This is a genomic window from Enterobacter sp. FUJ80071 (genome assembly GCF_038739915.1).
Lineage (GTDB): Bacteria > Pseudomonadota > Gammaproteobacteria > Enterobacterales > Enterobacteriaceae > Enterobacter > Enterobacter kobei.
Genome location: NZ_JBBXKH010000001.1, coordinates 1,186,137 through 1,201,291 on the forward strand (window position 1 = coordinate 1,186,137; position 15,155 = coordinate 1,201,291).

General features: G+C 56.8%; 16 protein-coding genes. 5 read left to right on the forward strand and 11 right to left on the reverse strand.

All coding sequences use genetic code 11. From position 1 onward, the window contains the following. Window positions 1-193: 193 nt before the first annotated feature. The 3 genes from AAER43_RS05640 to AAER43_RS05650 form a co-directional block, all read right to left on the reverse strand. A complete protein-coding gene (locus tag AAER43_RS05640; protein WP_071978111.1) occupies window positions 194-745 on the reverse strand; it encodes a GNAT family N-acetyltransferase in 552 nt (183 codons plus the stop codon). A 209-nt stretch (window positions 746-954) separates the two neighbouring features. Beyond that, a complete protein-coding gene (locus tag AAER43_RS05645; protein ID WP_057058052.1) occupies window positions 955-1,410 on the reverse strand; it encodes a hypothetical protein in 456 nt (151 codons plus the stop codon). 291 nt (window positions 1,411-1,701) lie between these two features. Then, window positions 1,702-2,583 (reverse strand): LysR family transcriptional regulator, encoded by an 882-nt coding sequence (locus AAER43_RS05650; RefSeq protein ID WP_050862760.1) that lies wholly within the window; start codon window positions 2,581-2,583, stop codon window positions 1,702-1,704. A 105-nt stretch (window positions 2,584-2,688) separates the two neighbouring features. Here AAER43_RS05650 and budA point away from each other — a divergent pair, with 105 nt between their 5' ends. The 4 genes from budA to AAER43_RS05670 all read left to right on the forward strand — a co-directional run bounded on the left by budA (window position 2,689) and on the right by AAER43_RS05670 (window position 6,557). Then, window positions 2,689-3,468 carry an acetolactate decarboxylase gene (gene budA, locus AAER43_RS05655; protein WP_014882917.1) on the forward strand — a complete coding sequence of 260 codons (780 nt, stop codon included), beginning with the start codon at window positions 2,689-2,691 and terminating at the stop codon, window positions 3,466-3,468. A 13-nt stretch (window positions 3,469-3,481) separates the two neighbouring features. Continuing rightward, the gene (alsS, locus tag AAER43_RS05660) at window positions 3,482-5,161 is read left to right on the forward strand and encodes an acetolactate synthase AlsS (protein ID WP_048997055.1); all 1,680 of its coding nucleotides are present in this window, start codon (window positions 3,482-3,484) and stop codon (window positions 5,159-5,161) included. Between the two features lie 20 nt (window positions 5,162-5,181). Next, window positions 5,182-5,952: a (S)-acetoin forming diacetyl reductase gene (locus tag AAER43_RS05665; RefSeq protein ID WP_014882919.1), complete on the forward strand. Its 771-nt coding sequence runs from the start codon at window positions 5,182-5,184 to the stop codon at window positions 5,950-5,952. A 131-nt stretch (window positions 5,953-6,083) separates the two neighbouring features. After that, window positions 6,084-6,557 carry a cold shock domain-containing protein gene (locus AAER43_RS05670; protein WP_014882920.1) on the forward strand — a complete coding sequence of 158 codons (474 nt, stop codon included), beginning with the start codon at window positions 6,084-6,086 and terminating at the stop codon, window positions 6,555-6,557. A gap of 108 nt (window positions 6,558-6,665) precedes the next feature. Here the strand turns inward: AAER43_RS05670 and AAER43_RS05675 are convergent, their stop codons facing one another. From AAER43_RS05675 to AAER43_RS05695, 5 genes are all read right to left on the reverse strand, one after another. Beyond that, window positions 6,666-7,370: an ABC transporter ATP-binding protein gene (locus AAER43_RS05675; protein ID WP_050862761.1), complete on the reverse strand. Its 705-nt coding sequence runs from the start codon at window positions 7,368-7,370 to the stop codon at window positions 6,666-6,668. Beyond that, window positions 7,357-8,193, reverse strand: coding sequence for an ABC transporter ATP-binding protein (locus tag AAER43_RS05680; RefSeq protein ID WP_057058053.1), 837 nt, complete (start codon window positions 8,191-8,193; stop codon window positions 7,357-7,359). The genes AAER43_RS05675 and AAER43_RS05680 overlap by 14 nt, the downstream gene beginning before the upstream one ends. After that, a complete protein-coding gene (locus AAER43_RS05685; protein ID WP_023332327.1) occupies window positions 8,186-9,019 on the reverse strand; it encodes an ABC transporter permease in 834 nt (277 codons plus the stop codon). Before AAER43_RS05685 ends, AAER43_RS05680 begins: the two co-directional genes overlap by 8 nt. Then, window positions 9,019-10,032, reverse strand: coding sequence for an ABC transporter permease (locus AAER43_RS05690; RefSeq protein ID WP_050862763.1), 1,014 nt, complete (start codon window positions 10,030-10,032; stop codon window positions 9,019-9,021). Before AAER43_RS05690 ends, AAER43_RS05685 begins: the two co-directional genes overlap by 1 nt. A 97-nt stretch (window positions 10,033-10,129) precedes the next feature. Next, a complete protein-coding gene (locus tag AAER43_RS05695; RefSeq protein WP_050862764.1) occupies window positions 10,130-11,698 on the reverse strand; it encodes an ABC transporter substrate-binding protein in 1,569 nt (522 codons plus the stop codon). Between the two features lie 201 nt (window positions 11,699-11,899). Here AAER43_RS05695 and AAER43_RS05700 point away from each other — a divergent pair, with 201 nt between their 5' ends. Next, window positions 11,900-12,598 (forward strand): GNAT family protein, encoded by a 699-nt coding sequence (locus AAER43_RS05700; RefSeq protein WP_047027608.1) that lies wholly within the window; start codon window positions 11,900-11,902, stop codon window positions 12,596-12,598. A 327-nt stretch (window positions 12,599-12,925) separates the two neighbouring features. Here AAER43_RS05700 and AAER43_RS05705 read toward each other — a convergent pair whose 3' ends face one another. From AAER43_RS05705 to AAER43_RS05715, 3 genes are all read right to left on the reverse strand, one after another. Then, the gene (locus AAER43_RS05705) at window positions 12,926-13,666 is read right to left on the reverse strand and encodes an SDR family oxidoreductase (RefSeq protein ID WP_023332331.1); all 741 of its coding nucleotides are present in this window, start codon (window positions 13,664-13,666) and stop codon (window positions 12,926-12,928) included. Between the two features lie 274 nt (window positions 13,667-13,940). Continuing rightward, complete coding sequence (locus AAER43_RS05710) at window positions 13,941-14,588, reverse strand: anti-sigma factor (RefSeq protein ID WP_047027606.1); 648 nt, start codon at window positions 14,586-14,588, stop codon at window positions 13,941-13,943. Beyond that, a complete protein-coding gene (locus tag AAER43_RS05715; RefSeq protein ID WP_023332333.1) occupies window positions 14,585-15,139 on the reverse strand; it encodes a sigma-70 family RNA polymerase sigma factor in 555 nt (184 codons plus the stop codon). The genes AAER43_RS05710 and AAER43_RS05715 overlap by 4 nt, the downstream gene beginning before the upstream one ends. Window positions 15,140-15,155: the final 16 nt, after the last annotated feature.

Consider the following 15,155-nt stretch of genomic DNA (forward strand, 5'->3'; position numbering starts at 1 on the left):
TAGGCGGTGGTTGGCGGGTTGAGAACGTGGAAATGGTCATGAACTGTAGTTTTCATATGCTCGTGATAACGGCGCTCATTAAATGAGTGCGAACATTATATGGGGTGATTGTGTAAGATATGTCCGCTTTGTGCCAGAAGCGGACAAGTCCATATCTGTATGTTAAATCCTCTAATGCATCAGAAAGTGAATGTTAAACGGATGCGTTCACTTCTGAGTGTCTTAACCACTCATTCACTGATATCGAATACAGAAGGCTTGGAGGCGCATCTTTAACATCATGAATCTCTTTGACATATTTTAACCCCGACTTCTGGAGCACTTTCTGTGACGCCATATGATTCTCTCGAACAACAGCTGAAATCTCGGTTAATTTAATACTATCAAATCCAAATTTTATCGCGTATAGGGCAAATTCTGTGGCCAGGCCTTTACCCCAAGCCTCTGTTGATAAGCGATATCCAAGATTATTGATAACAATATCGTCATAATTACGAATCCCCAGCCCGCCAAAACCGATAATTTGAACAGGATTAGTAAGAAGTGAAATTGCCCAGTTTCCAAACCCATGAGCTTGCCAATGGTCGAGCCAGCGATTCATAACCATTTGTGCATGACCAATGTCCGGATATGGTCCCGCAGGATTAAACGTATTAGTAGCGGGATCACCGTAAATTTTGAATAGATCATTTACATCTGATGAGATTACAGGCCGAAGGTACAATCGATTTGTTTGAATTATCAACTTTATCTCCTAACGAATCATGCCATCAATATGCTTTATTAGATGGATCCTTTTGATTTAAGCACACTTTACGTGGGAGTAACTGGCGAATACATTGACAGTTATATCCGCTCCTCGCTCTTAACAGACATTCAACATACACCGTTGTATTTTGCATAAGGCCGAAATCCTGCATCTTATCCAGCAGAACCCTGGCCCCATCACCTGCCTCAGTGCGCCGTTATATAAGGCTCCTTCACAAACTCCGCCAGCAGCCAGACCATATCATGCAGCAGCCCGGTGAGTTCTTTCTCCAAGCTCGAAGGCAACGTCCCACCCATCACCGCCAGCGTTAACGCTACGGCATAGTCCACTTGTAGCGTCGTCTCGTGCCAGCAATCCGGCACGCAGGAGGTCATCTTTTCCCCTGCTATCAACTGTTCAACCAGATACGACGGCAGTTCAGCATCACAGCACTCCCGCAGCCGTTTCAACGCAGCCAGCAATCGCTTACAGAGTGTGGCAAATGTCACCGCATCGTCAGTTTCCACCAGCACGCTGACATACGCGGTACAGGTATCGACCAATTCAAAGAGATCCGCAGAATCGGAAATTGAAGTATTGATAAGGTGATGAACTGCGCTTTCTTCACAGAACGTGTAAGAAACTTCAGGGGTAGTAGCCATTTAGCATCCTCTATGTGCAAAAAAACGTCATGTTATGCTAACGGGTTCCTACGCCCGGTTACGGATGTGCCGCAACGCAGGCACTTTAAAACCGCGAAGAAGGGAAGAAAAGCGATACGCCTGGATTACATAAGGTTGCTTGCAGGTTTGCGAGGCGGCTTCCAGAACAACATTGCCGGGTGGCGGCTACGCCTTACCCGGCCTACAAAACCAAAAACCAAACAACCCCCACCGCGACACGAACCGTAGGCCCGTGCAAGCGCAGCGCCGCCGGGCATAGCCGCGCTGCCGCTACCCCTCACTCATCATCGTCAAAAACCGCTTCACCGTCCGCGAACGCTCAAACCGACGCCAGCAGAGCGCGATATCGGTATAAAGTTCCGGTGAGTTCAACGCATGATAGGTGACATTCGGTGGAGAAATGGCCGCCATCGATTTCGGCACCAGCGCGAATCCGCCGCCCGCGGAAACCATGCTCAGCGAAGATGAAAGCTGTGACGCCTGCAGCGCATGTTGGACGTTAATGCCGGCCCGCTCGCAGTAGCTGTAAACCCGGTCATACAATCCCGGCGCGACCTCCTGCGGGAACAGCACCACCGGTGTATCCCGCAGTTGCTCTAAGGCCAGCGAATCGCTCTCCGCCAGCGGATGGTCGCGGTGCAGCGCCACCATCATCGGCTCGCGGTCGAGAATTTTGATTTCAAACATCTTGCTGCTTTCGCACGGCAGGCGCACGAAGGCGATATCCAGTTCACCGTCCGCCAGCATCGTCGTCAGCGACGACATATTGGCTTCTACCTGATGAACCTGCACCGCCATGTTCTGCACCTGAAACTGACGGATTAGCGCGAAAATCTGAGGATGAAAAGCGTCGGAGCTGGTGATGCCTATCGACAGGCTGCCGTTCAGCCCGCGCGCGATGCCGCGCGCTTTCTCCAGCGCGGCGTCGCTCAGCGCCAGGATCTTACAGGCGTCCTCATAGAAGGCTTCTCCCGCCTCGGTCAGCTCTACGCCCCGCGTCAGACGCCTGAACAGAGGGGTGCCCACTTCCTCTTCGAGCCGTTTGATCTGCTGACTCAGAGGTGGCTGTGAAATGCCCAGCGCTTTGGCTGCTTTGGTGAAGTGTCGCTCGCGTGCAACCGCGACAAAATACCGCAGATAACGAAGTTCCATATCTAAAACGTCTCAAACCAGCATGGTTTCTATATTGGAACTCTCTGCTGAATCGGGTCAACATTTATTTAACCTTTCTAAATAAAGTTGAAGAGGACGAGCATGATGATGCATTCATCTGCCTGCGACTGTGAGGCCAGCTTGTGCGAGACCCTGCGTGGGTTCTCCGCCCAGCATCCTGACAGCGTGATCTATCAAACATCGCTAATGAGCGCCCTGCTAAGCGGCGTGTACGAAGGTGAGACCACCATCGCCGATCTGCTGGCACACGGTGATTTTGGCCTGGGTACGTTCAACGAACTGGATGGCGAAATGATTGCCTTCAGCAGCCAGGTATACCAGCTGCGTGCCGACGGCAGCGCCCGGGCCGCGAAGCCGGAGCAGAAAACGCCGTTCGCGGTGATGACCTGGTTTCAGCCGCAGTACCGTAAAACCTTTGATACGCCGGTCAGCCGTCAGCAGATCCACGATGTGATCGACCAGCAAATCCCGTCCGATAACCTGTTCTGTGCGTTGCGTATCGACGGTAATTTCCGCCACGCCCACACCCGCACCGTACCGCGCCAGACGCCGCCGTACCGGGCGATGACCGACGTGCTGGATGACCAGCCGGTGTTCCGCTTCAACCAGCGCGAGGGCGTGCTGGTCGGGTTCCGCACCCCGCAGCATATGCAGGGCATTAATGTGGCCGGTTATCACGAGCATTTTATTACTGACGACCGTCAGGGCGGGGGACACCTGCTCGACTATCAGCTTGAGAGCGGTGTGCTCACCTTCGGCGAAATTCACAAGCTCATGATTGACCTGCCTGCCGACAGCGCATTTTTACAGGCCAACCTTCACCCCAGCAATCTGGATGCAGCGATCCGTTCCGTCGAAAACTAACAGGAGAACTACCGTGAACAGTGAGAAACAGTCACGTCAGTGGGCGCATGGCGCCGATATGGTTGTCGGCCAGCTGGAAGCGCAGGGCGTGAAGCAGGTGTTCGGGATCCCGGGGGCGAAAATCGACAAAGTGTTTGACTCCCTGCTGGACTCCTCCATCGAGATCATTCCCGTGCGTCACGAAGCGAATGCGGCGTTTATGGCGGCAGCGGTAGGGCGGTTGACCGGTAAAGCCGGGGTGGCGCTGGTGACCTCCGGTCCCGGCTGTTCCAATCTGATCACCGGCATTGCCACCGCCAACAGCGAGGGCGACCCGGTGGTCGCCCTGGGCGGGGCGGTCAAACGCGCGGATAAAGCGAAGCTGGTGCACCAGAGCATGGATACCGTCGCCATGTTCAGCCCGGTGACCAAATATGCCGTCGAAGTCAGCTCGCCGGACGCGATTGCCGAGGTGGTATCGAACGCGTTTCGCGCCGCCGAGCACGGCAGGCCGGGGGGCGCGTTCGTCAGCCTGCCGCAGGATATCGTCGACCAGCCTGCGACGGGGGCGATTTTACCCGCCAGCGGTGCGGCGCTGATGGGTCCGGCACCGGAGTCTGCGATTAACGACGTGGCGAAGCTTATCGAAAACGCTAAAAACCCGGTCATTTTACTTGGCCTGATGGCCAGCCAGCCCGCGAACAGCGATGCCCTGCGTAAGCTGCTGGAGAAAAGCCGTATCCCTGTCACCAGCACCTATCAGGCCGCCGGGGCGGTGAATCAGGAGCACTTTACCCGCTTTGCCGGGCGCGTCGGCCTGTTCAATAACCAGGCGGGCGACCGGCTGCTGCATCTGGCGGATCTGATTATCTGCATCGGCTACAGCCCGGTGGAGTACGAGCCGTCTATGTGGAACAGCGGCGACGCCACGCTAGTGCACATTGACGTGCTGCCTGCCTATGAAGAGCGTAACTACGTGCCGGATCTTGAGCTGGTGGGGGATATCGCCGGAACGCTGAACCTGCTTGCCAGCCGGATCGAGCATAAGCTGGAGCTGAGCCAGCGCGCCTCTGAAATCCTGGTCGATCGTCAGCATCAGCGGGATCTGCTCGATCGTCGCGGCGCCTCGCTCAACCAGTTTGCCCTGCACCCGCTGCGCATCGTGCGCGCCATGCAGGACATCGTCAATAACGACGTGACCCTGACCGTGGATATGGGCAGCTTCCACATCTGGATCGCCCGCTACCTCTACAGCTTCCGCGCGCGTCAGGTGATGATCTCCAACGGCCAGCAAACCATGGGCGTTGCCCTGCCGTGGGCGATTGGTGCCTGGCTGGTGAACCCGGGCCGCAAGGTGGTATCGGTCTCCGGTGACGGTGGCTTCCTGCAGTCGAGCATGGAGCTGGAAACCGCGGTGCGCCTCAACGCCAACGTGCTGCACATCATCTGGGTGGACAACGCCTACAACATGGTGGCGATCCAGGAAGAGAAAAAATACCAGCGCCTTTCCGGCGTCGAGTTCGGCCCGGTCGATTTCAAAGTCTATGCCGATGCCTTCGGCGCGAAAGGCTTTGCCGTGGAGAGTGCTGAAGCGCTCGAACCGACGCTGCGCGCGGCGATGGATGTCGATGGCCCGGCCGTGGTGGCCATTCCCGTCGACTACAGCGATAACCCGCTGCTGATGGGCCAGCTCCATCTCAGCCAGATTTTGTGACTCAATATAAGGACAGAGAAATGCAAAAAGTTGCTCTCGTAACCGGCTCAGGCCAGGGGATTGGTAAAGCGATTGCGCTGCGCCTGGTGAAGGATGGCTTTGCCGTTGCCATTGCCGACTATAACGATGAGACGGCAAGAGCCGTCGCCGATGAAATCATCCGCAACGGCGGCAAGGCTGTCGCCGTGAAGGTGGATGTCTCTGACCGCGAGCAGGTGTTTGCGGCGGTGGAAAAAGCGCGCACCGCGCTGGGCGGATTTAACGTCATCGTTAATAACGCCGGGATTGCGCCGTCCACGCCTATCGAATCCATCACGCCAGAGATTGTCGACAAGGTCTACAACATCAACGTGAAAGGGGTGATCTGGGGTATTCAGGCTGCCATCGACGCGTTCCGCAAAGAGGGGCACGGCGGGAAGATCATCAACGCCTGCTCCCAGGCAGGCCACACCGGCAACCCGGAACTGGCCGTGTACAGCTCCAGCAAGTTCGCGGTTCGCGGCTTAACCCAGACCGCAGCGCGAGACCTTGCTCCGCTGGGCATCACCGTTAACGCCTATTGCCCGGGCATTGTCAAAACGCCGATGTGGGCGGAAATCGACCGTCAGGTCTCCGAGGCGGCGGGCAAACCGCTTGGCTACGGGACGGAAACTTTTGCCAAACGCATCACGCTGGGTCGTTTGTCCGAGCCGGAAGATGTCGCCGCCTGCGTTTCATACCTCGCCGGGCCGGATTCTGATTACATGACCGGGCAATCCTTATTGATTGATGGTGGGATGGTGTTCAACTAAATACTAATAAGCTCTGACATGAGTTTTCCCCTGCCCCCGTGCAGGGGCTTTTTTTTGTCTCCTTAGCCATTGTGCATTACACTGCGCGCTGCAAAACTTTAGTCATTACGATCTGACAGGCGGTAACAGCGATGAACGGAACAATCACAACGTGGTTTAAAGATAAAGGCTTTGGATTTATCAAAGATGAAAACGGCGATAACCGCTATTTTCATGTGATTAAGGTCGCCAACCCTGATCTGATTAAGAAAGATGCGGCGGTGACGTTCGAACCGACGACGAATAACAAAGGCCTTTCCGCCTATGCGGTGAAGGTGATCCCCGAGAGTAAACACCTCTATATTGCGGGCGAGCGCGTGAAGCTCACCTCGATCAAATCCTTCGTGGTGTTCAGCGAAGAAGAGCCGGTTGAAACCAAAATCGACAAAGAAAACGCGGTGCTGTCGGTGGGTCTGCTGATGAACAGCATTAAACCGAAATCCGAGGTAAAATCGGGTGAAATGCGCACCGTGAAGAAGCTGGCGATCACGACCTTCCAGAACACGACGCTGATCTTTACCGAAGATGAAATTGACATTGACGCTACGGTCAAGCTGCTGAAGTGATTTGTTGCCGGGTGGCGGCGATGCCTTACCCGGCCTACGAAAAACCCTCAACGCGGCACGAAACGTAGGCCCGGTAAGCATCGCGCCACCGGGCACAGCCGCACCCGTTTACCCCATCCTGTGCTCGCCCCGTAACATCGCCTCCCGATCAAACACCTTCTGGATCTCCCCGTGTGCCATAAATGCCGCCCGGTCGGACATATGGGCAATCACGTCCGCATCGTGGCTCACCAGCAGATAGGTCATGTCGTGGGCGGCTTTCAGGCGGTTGAGCAGGTTCAGAATTTCCGCCTGCACGGACATATCCAGTGCCGAGGTCGGTTCATCCAGCAGCAGAAGCTGCGGGCGCAACAGCAGCGCACGGGCAATCGCCACGCGCTGACGCTGGCCGCCGGAAAGCTGGTGCGGATAACGTTTCCCCGCATCGGCAGACAGGCCCACCTGCTTAAGCGCATCCGCCACCTTTTCCGCAATATGCGTTTCGCCATGGATGTTCAACGGCTCCGACAGCGTGCGTGCAATGGTGTGGTTCGGGTGCAAAGACGCCCACGGATCCTGAAACACCATCTGCACGTTGCGACGCAGCGTGCCTTGAAAACGTCGCCCGGGCGTTAACGTCTCTCCCAGTAGCGTAATGTTCCCGCGCCACTCGCGCTGCAGCCCCGCCAGCACGCGCAGAAGGGTCGATTTCCCGCAACCGGATTCCCCGATCAGGCTGAAGGTTTCGCCTTTCGCGATGGTAAAGCTGGCGGCAGAGACCGCCGTCTTTTCCCCGAAGGTGACCTGAACCTGGTTAACCTCAACGAGCGCCATCGTTCGCCTCCTTCCACGGCTGAGAACGGTCGAGCGTCGGCAGCATCTGCCCAAAGGTATTGGCATTTGGCCTGCAGGTCCACAGGGTGCGCGTATACGGATGCGTTGCCTGAGGGAGTTGGCTTGCCGCCATCTCATCTACCTTTTCGCCCTGATACATCACCAGCACGCGGTCGCAGTGTTCCGCCACCAGCGGCAGGTCATGGCTGATTAACAGCATCGCCATCTGGCGCGCTTCACATTGCTGCACCAGCAGTTCGAGGATCTGGTTGCGCAGGCGAGCGTCCAGCGCTGAGGTCGGTTCGTCGGCAATCAGCACCTGCGGGTTGTTGATGAGCGCAATCGCAATCATCACCCGCTGGCCCATGCCGCCGGAAAGTTCGCCGGGATAACGCTGAAGCACATGTTCGCTCAGTCCGACAGCGCGAATGATGTCGTGAATGCGCGCCACGCGTTCTGAACGGGGCAGGCGCTGATGCAGCGTGAGCGCCTCGTCAAGCTGGGCGGCAACGCTTTTCACCGGATTGAGCGCGTAGCGCGGGTCCTGCAAAACCATCGTAATCCCGTTGCCGCGCAGCGCTTGCCAGCGGCGGGCGTTCAGGGTCAGCAGATCGTTGCCCAGCACGTTAAGTTGCCGGGCGCTCACCATGCCGGGCTTACGTACCAGCCCCATCAGGGCGCGGGCAGACATCGATTTACCCGAGCCGGATTCACCCACCAGCGCCAGACGCTCGTTGCCAAGCGTAAAGCTCAGGTTGTTGACCACGCGTGCGGCGGGGTAGTCGATATTCAGCGCATCGACGATAACGCGATGTTCAGTCATGTTGCGGCTCCAGTACGTCACGCAGGCCATCGCCTAGCAGGTTAAAGGCCAGGCTGGCAAACAGAATGGCTCCGCCGGGAATGGCGGCGATCCACCACTGGTCGAAAATCACCTGCATGCCGTCAGCAATCATTGCCCCCCATTCAGCCATTGGCGGACGGGCGCCAAGGCCGAGGAAACCGAGCCCGGCGGCGGCCAGAATAATGCCGGCCAGATCCAGCGCCAGCCGCACAATCGCAGACGGCAGACACAGCGGCAGAATATGGCCGACCAGCAGGCGCGGGCCGCGAATTCCCATCATCTCGGCAGCGGCCAGATAATCACTGTGGCGCAGACGCTGAATTTCACTTCGCGCCTGACGTGCATAAGCAGGCCAGGTGGTTAAGGCCAGCGCCAGCGCGCCGTTGACCAGCCCCGGACCCAGCATCGCCACAAACGCGAATGCAAGGATGAGGCGCGGCATCGACATCACCACGTCGGTAAAGCGCATCAGGAGGCGCTCCATCCAGCCGCCGTAGTAGCCGGACAGGATCCCCACCAGCAGCCCGGTGGGCAGGGTAATGACCGTCACTAAGGCCACCAGCCCGAGCGCCGGACGGGTACCGTAAATCAGGCGCGAGAGCAGGTCGCGCCCGTAGCTGTCGGTGCCGAGCCAGTGCTGGCTATTCGGTGCCTGCAGGCGCGAGGCGGCGTCCTGCCAGTTCGGGTCAACCGGTGCAAGCCAGGGGGCGAACAGGGCGATCACCATCAGCAGCACGATGGCAATCAACCCGCAAAAGGCGGCAGGCGAACGGCGCAGGCGACGTATAAAGAGATAAAACGGCATCAGCGCACCCTGGGATCGGTTGCCTGCACAAGCAGGTCGGTAAGGTTATTGATCAGCACAAAACAGATGCCAATCAGCAGCGTGCCGCCCATGACGGCGGTAGTGTCTCCGGCGAACAGGGCGGTGGTGAGGTAGCGTCCGATGCCTGGCCAGGAGAAGACGGTTTCCGTTAATACCGCACCTTCCAGCATGCTGGTGTAGGCCAGCGCAATCACCGTCAGCAGGGTGCTGCGAATGTTCGGCAGCACGTGGTGCAGCAGAATAGTCATCTCCCCGGCCCCCTTGGCGCGAGCGAGCAGGATGTACTCTTTGTTCATTTCGCTCAGACAGGCGGAGCGCGTCAGGCGGGTAATGCTTGCGAGCGAGTAATAGGCCAGCAGCAGCACCGGCAGCACAAGGTGGCTGAGGGCATTGCGAAACGCCTCGCGATCGCCAGAAAGCCAGGTATCCACCAGCGCAAAGCCGGTGCGTGGTTCTACGGTGAACTGCCAGATGTCATCCAGCCTGCCGGGACCCGCGCTCCACTGCAGCTTCGCGTAGAACAGGGCCAGCATCAGCAGGCCAAGCCAGAAAATCGGCACCGAGTTGCCGAGCAGGGTGAGCGTTCTGAGCGTTAAATCAAGCGGCGAACCGGCATAGCGGGCGCACAGCACCCCGGCAATCACGCCGAGCACGGCGCCGATGATTAAGGCCAGCGTAGCCAGTTCGAGCGTGGCGGGAAAAGCGTGCAGCAAGTCCTGCAACACCGGCTGGCCGGTGGCGCTGGCAGTGCCCAGATCACCGTGGGCAAGGTCTTGCAGGTAGTGCCAGAACTGCACGGGCAGGGGGCGATCTAACCCGAGCTGGTGGCGAACCTGATCGTAGGTGGACTGGCTGGCGTGATCGCCGACGATCTGCAGCACGCGATCGACCGGTGAAAATGCCGAGAGCGCAAACGTGACGAGCAGCAGCCCGAAAAGCGTGAGCAGCAGAGTCAGCAGAGCCTGAAGCACGCGGGTGGAAAGATGTGGCATGGGAAATCTCTTCATGCCGGGTGGCGGCTTCGCCTTACCCGGCCTACAAAACCGAGAACACAGGCCGGGTAAGCGCAGCGCCACCCGGCAACAAAGGCTACTTCGTGACGCGATCGTACCAGACCATGTCCGCGTTCAAGCCCTGCTGATATCCCTTCACGTTATCGCGCACCACGATCTGGGTTTTGCCCTGATCGACGAATACATACGGCGAGCTATGTTGCAGCTGTTCCTGCATTTTCTTGTACAGATCCAGACGTTTCGCCGGATCCGGCTCGGCAACCGCCGCGAGCGTGGCTTTGTTAAGCTCGGGAATATTCCAGCTATTCAGACCGGCTACGGTACTGGATTTGCCATCGTTCCACGCAAAGGCGCTAGCGTTAGAGTGCGCATCAAAGTAGTCCGGGATCCACAGACGAATCGCCGCCTGATGCTGCTTTGCGCGCACGCGGGCATAGACCTGGCTCCCGGCAGCGGGCAGCAGATCGACCTTCACGCCCCCCTGAGCAAAGCTCGCCTGCATGGACTGGGCGATGGTGATAAACGGCGGCTTGTTCTCCACGTCCAGCGTGAAGTGCGCGTCTTTAATGCCCGCTTTGGCGAGAATTTCTTTCGCCTTAGCCGGGTCAAACGTGAATGGATTCGCTTCCAGCGCGCCCGGCAGACCGACCGGCAGGAAGCTCTGATGCACAAAATACTGGCCTTTCAGCAGGTTTTTGGTAATGCCTTCATAATCAACCAGCCAGCGTGAAGCCTCCCAGAACGCCGGGTTGTTGAGCAGCGGGTTAGCGCTGTTGCCGGTGTTAAACACCAGATAATTTTGCTCGGCGGACGGAATGCTCAGCACCTTCACGCCCGGCTTGCCCTCCAGGGCGCTAATCTGGTCTGCACCCAGATCGCGCGCCACGTCGGCATCACCCTGCTGGATCAGCAGGCGACGGGAAGCCGGATCGGGAACGTTTTTAATGATGATGCTTTTAAGCTTCGGCGCGCCGCCGGGAGCCGATTCATTGGCTTCCAGCACGATAGCCTGATGCGGCTGATAAACGCGCATTTTGAACGCGCCGCTGCCTGCCGAGTGCATTTTCAGCCAGGCGTTGCCGAAGTCGTTGTCCTTCACGTTCGCCACCACCTGCTTTTCATCGACGATGGAGGCAATCGGCGTGGAGAGAATATTCAGCGCCACCGACGGGCTAACGTCCGCCGTCCAGTGAAGCTGGAGGGTATGGTCATCCACTTTTTTCAGCTGGCTGGCGATGTTGCTCGCGTCCCAGCCCAGCACGTTGAGGATAAACGCCGGGGATTTGTTCAGCGTCACGGCGCGGGTATACGAGAAGATCACGTCTTCCGGGCGCAGTGGGTTTCCGGAAGCGAATTTCGCATCGGGCTTAAGCTTGATGGTCAAGGTTTTTGCTGCCGCGTCGGCTTCCCAGCTTTCCGCCAGAATCGGCGTGATTTTTTCCGGGTTATCGCGGTCCGGTTGCACCAGACGCTGATACAGGCTCGGTACGGTCTGGATGCTGGAGAGCTCGTTGGCTTCGGCCGGGTCGAGGCTTACGATGTCATCAAGCCCCTGGGCAACCACCAGCGTATTCGGCGGAGTAGCGGCGTGGACTGCGTTTGAGAGCGCGGCCAGCACCAGTAACGGCAACAGTTTTTTTGTCATAGCGATCCCTGAAATAACTCTATTGTGATTGTTTTATGCTCCGCTACGTTAGGTCGACTAAGACATTCCGCAAAGTCGAAATTCAGCTTTGCTTATGCCTTCCGGGAATAACGCATACGCTAAGGCTATTAGAATGCGCTGCTTTTCGTCCGCTTTTTAACCTGCTATAACAAACTCCTTACCTTTCAGGGAGTCACCGCCGTGCCCGAAATCAATCAACATGGTCAAACCGTTAACGATATTGTTCCAGACTGGAAATGCGCCCAGATCTTAACCCGCACCCCACTTACCGGTCAGTATTGCCGACTGGAGCCGCTGGATACCGATCGCCATTCGGCTGATTTATACGAAGCCTACGCGCTGGGTGATGACAGTGACTGGACGTGGCTTGCCAGCACTCAGCCGGAAAGCGTTGAGGCCACTGCGCACTGGGTGCTGGGAAAGGTGATGGATGACGATCTGGTGCCCTTTGCCGTAATCGATTTACGCACTGAACAGGCTGTAGGGCTGGTGAGTTACATGGCGATTGAGCGGTTTCTCGGCTCGGTGGAAATCGGGCATGTCACCTGGTCGCGCAAAATGAAGGGCACGCGTTTGGGTACCGAGGCGGTGTGGCTGCTGCTGAAAAATGCCTTTGAGCATAAGTACCGTCGACTGGAATGGAAATGCGATTCAATGAACATTGCCTCGCGCAATGCGGCGGAGCGGCTGGGTTTTGTCTGGGAAGGTCGCCTGCGTCAGAAACTTGTGCGCAAAGGGCGTAACCGCGACAGCGATATGCTCTCCATTATTGATGGCGAATGGCCGCAAAGAAACGCGGAGCTGTGCGCCTGGCTGGCTGCGGAGAATTTTGACGCAGAAGGGCGGCAGATTCAGCGGCTTGAGGCATTTCGGTTATAAGTTTTGTATGTAGGGTACAGCTGGAACGGATAATTACTCTGAGGAAATGGCAATTTCAATCAGGTTGGTTTCTCCGGACTGGACACCCATGGCGTGGCCTGGACCGCTGGCGGTATGCAAATTGATAAAGCCCGTTTTGCCGAGGCTTTGGCATAGCCGTCGGCAATGGCAACCACGCTGCTCTTCTGGAGTGCCAAATATATTTTCTATGTCTTCTCTTTCCAGAAGTTCAAGGAAAATATCGGCACCCGTCCGCATATTTCAATCTGATATAGACGTTAATGATTTAATCATGATGACACCTCATTTAGCGTTATTTAAGGCATGCTAAAATTCTTCCTGCGTCGGACGAACCACAATTTCATTAATATCAACGTCGCCAGGCTGTTCAATGGCAAATAAAACGGCTCGGGCAATGGCGTCAGCCGGAATAGCCTGCTTATAGAATTCGTGCAAAAACGCCAGGCTGTCTTTATCAGAACTGCCGAACTGCAGTTCGCTTTCGACGGCGCCGGGGGAAATAAGCGTCGTGCGGATGGTTTTCCCCGCCTCCTGACGTAACCCTTCGCTCAGGGCGCGAACGGCAAATTTAGTGGCGCTGTAAACGACGCCGCCGGGGGCAAGCACTTTGATACCCGCAACGGAAGCCACGTTAATAAAGTGTCCGCTACCCTGACGCTGGAACACCGGTAACGCCGCGGCAATGCCGTACAGCACGCCCTTCAGGTTAGTATCAATCATCTTGTCCCACTCGTCGGTTTTGCGCTCGCTGATGGGGGCTATCGCCATGTAACCGGCGTTATTGATCAGTACGTCCACGCGCTGGTAGGCCGTCACAGCGGCATCGATGGCGGCCTGAACCTCTTCCTGACGGGTGACATCGGCCTTCACGGCAATCGCCTTGCCGCCCTGCTGGATAATCTGATCCACCAAGGCATTAATTCTGTCGAGGCGGCGCGCCACCAGCACCAGCGAAAAGGCCTTATTCGCTAAATACAGGGCAATGGCCTGACCGATGCCGCTGCTGGCGCCGGTGATAACGACAACGTTGTTTGCACTGTTATTCATGATCTTATCTCGCTGTTGAGTAATGCAAAAAATAAAAGGCAGGGAGGTGTTAATGAATAATGATAAATTCATTAACGCGGATTTTTGATATATTGTGTATCGGAAATAAAATGATGGCTGTTTAAAACTTAATGGAGTGTGGAAGATTCTGTCAATATCATATTTTTAATATTTAAACGGATTGCATGCCTAATGTTTATTTCTTATATGTAAGCGAGAATAGTATAAAAAGAAATGGGGTGACGGTGGAGGCCCTGCGAACAAGGCCTAAGGATTAGATTTTGCCACTATAAAGCACCGGGCCTGTTGGCAAGCCAGTGGGTGATCCGCCCTCTGGTTCAAGGCTTATCGCTATCGTGGCGCCAGGAGGAAGCGTTGTGTTCCTGAGGGTCACCTTCGTCGGTATGCTGCTATGCAGCAATCCCAGCGAGACAGGGTTCTGTCCGGTCGGAATCAGCCAAAGCTGCAGGCTGTGCTGCGCCGGGACGGCGGCAGGTCCGAGAGGAGCAATACTCAGCTGCTGACGGCGGCTGTCCGCACTCACGACCCACTGCCCGTGCTGTTGGGCATCGTTGAGCACCATCAGCGGTGCGAGCGTCGGCGCGCGGGTGGAATACCACGTCACGACGCTAAAGGCGGCAAGACCGGCTGCCACCATCCAGCCGAGGTAAGGTCGATGGTTGCGCAACGGCTGTTTAGACGGCAGTTCGAGGGCAATTTTTTTCCACACCGACTCAGGGGGAGGAATGGGGACAAGATGGCTATCGAGCGTGCTGAGCATTTCCTGCCAGTACGCTACGCGGGCGGCCAGAGCGGGCTCATTGGCAAGCCTTTTCTGGAACTGAAGCCGCGCGCCTCCCCGCAGGGTGCCGAGGGCATATTCTGCTGCCAGCATGTCGTCGCGTTTTTCTGCGTTATTCATAGCCCCACACACTCCCGGAGATGATCCATTGCGCGACGTATCCAGCTTTTCACTGAGCCTACAGGCTGCTGGAGCCAGTCGGCAATATCACTGTGAGACATCCCCTGATAGTAGGCGAGCGTAATGCTCTGGCGCTGCTCGCTACTCAAATGCTCGAGACAATGCCTGAGCCGTTCTGCCTGCACATCGTCGTGCCAGTTGTTCTGCTCGTCATTCTCGCTCGGCAGAAGCGCGTCGGTATACGGCGTCTCGCGGTCGGCTGCCCGGGTTTGCCCACAACGCAGCCAGTCAATACAGCGGTTGCGAACAATATGCGTAAGCCAGGTCATCGGGGAACTGAGGGCGGCGTTATAGGTTTCGGCTTTACTCCAGACCGTGAGAAAACAGTCGTGAAGGATCTCTTCTGCCCATGCCCGGTCACGCAACATACGCAGCGCGACGGCAAACAGATGCGGCGAGGTGAGTCGGTAGAGTTGTTCAAATGCACGGCGATCGCCTTTCGCGACCGCCTGCATTAATTTCTGCTGCTGTTCAGCCAGCGCGTTATCCATGTTTTTCCCGAAAGGC

Excerpts from the sequence above, each read along its gene's own strand:
- AAER43_RS05645 (WP_057058052.1), bottom strand. The coding sequence starts at position 1,410 with ATGGCTACTACCCCTGAAGTTTCTTACACGTTCTGTGAAGAAAGCGCA.
- AAER43_RS05650 (WP_050862760.1), bottom strand. The coding sequence starts at position 2,583 with ATGGAACTTCGTTATCTGCGGTATTTTGTCGCGGTTGCACGCGAGCGA.
- budA (WP_014882917.1), top strand. The coding sequence starts at position 2,689 with ATGATGCATTCATCTGCCTGCGACTGTGAGGCCAGCTTGTGCGAGACC.
- AAER43_RS05665 (WP_014882919.1), top strand. The coding sequence starts at position 5,182 with ATGCAAAAAGTTGCTCTCGTAACCGGCTCAGGCCAGGGGATTGGTAAA.
- AAER43_RS05670 (WP_014882920.1), top strand. The coding sequence starts at position 6,084 with ATGAACGGAACAATCACAACGTGGTTTAAAGATAAAGGCTTTGGATTT.
- AAER43_RS05675 (WP_050862761.1), bottom strand. The coding sequence starts at position 7,370 with ATGGCGCTCGTTGAGGTTAACCAGGTTCAGGTCACCTTCGGGGAAAAG.
- AAER43_RS05680 (WP_057058053.1), bottom strand. The coding sequence starts at position 8,193 with ATGACTGAACATCGCGTTATCGTCGATGCGCTGAATATCGACTACCCC.
- AAER43_RS05685 (WP_023332327.1), bottom strand. The coding sequence starts at position 9,019 with ATGCCGTTTTATCTCTTTATACGTCGCCTGCGCCGTTCGCCTGCCGCC.
- AAER43_RS05690 (WP_050862763.1), bottom strand. The coding sequence starts at position 10,032 with ATGCCACATCTTTCCACCCGCGTGCTTCAGGCTCTGCTGACTCTGCTG.
- AAER43_RS05695 (WP_050862764.1), bottom strand. The coding sequence starts at position 11,698 with ATGACAAAAAAACTGTTGCCGTTACTGGTGCTGGCCGCGCTCTCAAAC.
- AAER43_RS05705 (WP_023332331.1), bottom strand. The coding sequence starts at position 13,666 with ATGAATAACAGTGCAAACAACGTTGTCGTTATCACCGGCGCCAGCAGC.
- AAER43_RS05710 (WP_047027606.1), bottom strand. The coding sequence starts at position 14,588 with ATGAATAACGCAGAAAAACGCGACGACATGCTGGCAGCAGAATATGCC.
- AAER43_RS05715 (WP_023332333.1), bottom strand. The coding sequence starts at position 15,139 with ATGGATAACGCGCTGGCTGAACAGCAGCAGAAATTAATGCAGGCGGTC.